At 27.3% G+C, this 2,886-nt stretch carries 4 protein-coding genes; 1 reads left to right on the forward strand and 3 read right to left on the reverse strand.

The annotated features are described in order from the left end of the window. A partial coding sequence (locus HNP67_RS06620) for a plasmid maintenance protein (protein WP_236845753.1) occupies positions 1 to 413 on the reverse strand: 413 nt, incomplete at its 3' end. Between the two features lie 376 nt (positions 414 to 789). On the opposite strand from HNP67_RS06620, the gene HNP67_RS06625 reads away from it, so the two are divergent. Further along, positions 790 to 1,800: an ERF family protein gene (locus HNP67_RS06625; protein ID WP_184125750.1), complete on the forward strand. Its 1,011-nt coding sequence runs from the start codon at positions 790 to 792 to the stop codon at positions 1,798 to 1,800. A 34-nt stretch (positions 1,801 to 1,834) separates the two neighbouring features. Here the strand turns inward: HNP67_RS06625 and HNP67_RS06630 are convergent, their stop codons facing one another. Together HNP67_RS06630 and HNP67_RS06635 are read right to left on the reverse strand one after the other, a co-directional pair. Next, entirely contained in the window at positions 1,835 to 2,266 is a 432-nt protein-coding gene (locus HNP67_RS06630; protein WP_184125754.1) for an Mlp family lipoprotein, read from the reverse strand. 105 nt (positions 2,267 to 2,371) lie between these two features. Then, positions 2,372 to 2,886 (reverse strand): hypothetical protein (locus tag HNP67_RS06635; RefSeq protein WP_184125752.1); only part of this gene is annotated, 515 nt, incomplete at its 5' end.

Consider the following 2,886-nt stretch of genomic DNA (forward strand, 5'->3'; position numbering starts at 1 on the left):
ACACTACCATTTATAGAAATATTGTCTTTAAAATGGTTATTAACTCTAGATTTAAATCTAGAGTTTTTTCGTTCTTTAAAGTAATTGTTGATTTTAATGTAACACTCTTTTTTAGGATAATTAAGTTTATAGTAAATTTCAGTTCCACAATTTACACCCATATGTTGGTAGTAATTCGTTGTTACTTTTAGTACTTTTTCTAATTTGTAAAGATAATTTTGCATTGTTCTTAGTGTAGTGGGAGCTTGACCATTTCTTTTAAGATTTTCATTAAAGTAATAGAGTATGTTTTTTTGTGTGTATTTCTTATCTTTTTTGTTTAGGTAATCTAGCGTTGAAGTAAGAGATATTAATTTGTATTGGTGTTTGTTGTGGCAAGCGGGATTTTTTGTAGTATTTGAAAAACCTTTCATGTTTTTTCTCCTATTATTTGAATTAATAATTAATTTTAATTATGCAAAATTTTGATTTAAAAGTAAACCCTTTTCTAAAAAAATATTAAATTTAATTATTAATTTTGTTAAATTAATATAAAAATTTGTAATTTAGTAAAAATATAAATTGATTTTAATCCAAAGTTAGACTATACTACAAACAGCGTAGAAAAATGTTTTAATTTTTTCTGCCTATTATTTGAATTTACAAAAAATAATACAAGGGTTTAGCGAAGTTCTTTTAGTAGAGGATTTAGCTAAGCCCTAATTTTTTTGTAAAAATTTTTGTAAAGAAGTTGGCAAAAATAGTTTTTGCTATATACTTATTATTAATTCAAATAATAGGAGATAAAAAATGAACAACATAACAAACAAAAATAACCCACAAGACAATATTCAAGCAGAAATAAAATTCTTAAAAGATATGAAAACCCTAATCAGAAATTTGCCGCGTATTGACAAAAGTCTTAAAGGGTATGGGTATAAGTATCATGATTTCAATGATATAGTAGAAGAAATTTATAACGTTATTGATAAGCATAATTTGGATCTTTTTTTTACGCAGGATCCAGTTTCTAAATTTGTAGATGGTCAAAAAGAACATGTTATTAGGACCACATTTTACAGTACAAGCACTGGGTACAGAGAGGCATTTGATACGCCAATACTTACAGAAAATTTGCAATGGAACAATGAAAACAGCTCTAAAACCGTAAATACATTGCCACAATTTGTTGGATCAGCTATTACTTATTTCAAAAGGTACGCTTTAGTAGGTCATCTTTGCATAAGAAGCGAAATGGATACCGATGCAGCACCTATTTATAATAATTATGAAAATGGAAATTCTATGACTAGTAAACGAGCTAGTGTTAATCAAAAGCAAGAACAAAAAAGAGAACAAAAACAAGAGATTGATCAAATTCAAAAAAATAACACTATTCAAAACCAGAAAAGAGATATTAAGCAAGAACAAAAAAAAGATAGGCTTTATTATTACGGTGTTTTTAAAGAAGCGTTGTCTAATATAAAAGATTGGGTAAATAGCCCTACAATAAAAGATAATATAAATTCAATTATTCAAAAAATAAGCTTTATTCAGAATATAGACCCTAATAATTTTGATGATATCAAGAAAATTGAATCTGATTTAATCTCGTATTTTGAGAAAAATAGTGATTTTAAGAGTATAAACTATTGGGCGGAGATTATAAAAAACTATTTCAAGAAAAATAATAGATTAAAGGATTTACAAGATTTTGAAAAGTTTATGGCGTTTAAGCGAACTGCTTATGGCCCTAGCCCATTAATATTCTTTAGTGTCTTAAAAGAATATGAACGGTTTGATGAGATATTTGTAGCATAGCAATATTAAAGCCCCCAAATAGGGGGCTGCGATATTAATTGCAGGTAGTAGTTGCTTGTTCTGAAAATTTGTTTATATCTCCGCCGCTAAAGAAACCTTGAACCACAGTTTTAAAAGTGGTTTTTTCCCCCTCATTCCCATTGCATTTATCAAGCTGGGTTTTTATGTGATCAAGTGCGGATTTTATTTTAGATTCATCATATCCTAAGAATTTATCAAATTCTCCGGCTTTAGTTAAAGCGGTTTTTAACCAATCAAGGTGTGTTTTTTGGGCTTCAGTTAGCTTTTCTCTAAGTAGTTCTTCTTTGGATTTTGGTTTTTCTTGTGGTACTTCTTTTTGGGTTAAATCACGCTTTCCTCGGCTTTTTGTTTGTTGGGCATTTTTTTTTAAAGTGTCATTATCATTAGAATTACAGCTGTTTAGCGTAATTAAAAATAAACAAAATAATATGTTGATAATTTTCATTTTCATTTCCTTCTCTTATCTCTAGTCCAATATGTTGAGTAAAAATAAAATTTATTCTTGTAATTATAGAGCGTTTTCTTGAAACAGTATTGTCAACTATATGTGTCAAAGAAAAGCGTGTAGAAGGAGCAGTGTATAGAAAATATCATCAAAAATTGAAGCATTTGAGTTTTTTATAATTTCATGACTGAAATTAATTAACAATAAAGTATTATCAAAAAATTCATCAGTTTTGGGTCTTAATTGTTTATAGATGTTGGAAAGTATTGCCAAAATTAAAATATTCTGGAGGGCTTGGTATCTTTTTTGATCTTGTATGTTTTTTTCTTTGGATAGATTTGCCATAACTTTATTTATTGTGTTAAGATACATTTTGGTTTTTTGCTCTCCAAGTTCAATAAATAATTTGTTAATTTGTTCTTCATTATATTCGATTTTTGTGTAATGGCCAATAAGTATCTTATCAAGATTGCTGTTTTTGGGATTTTTTAATTGATTTTTTCCTTCTTTAAAGAACCTTTTTACATTTTCAAGAGTTGATTGTTCTTCTTTTGTCAAATTATTTAAAAAGTTGGCGAAAAGATTAATGTTTGTAAAAATTAGCAAACTATATAATATAT

Origin of the sequence: Borreliella californiensis (assembly GCF_014205885.1) — a bacterium.
Classification (GTDB): domain Bacteria; phylum Spirochaetota; class Spirochaetia; order Borreliales; family Borreliaceae; genus Borreliella; species Borreliella californiensis.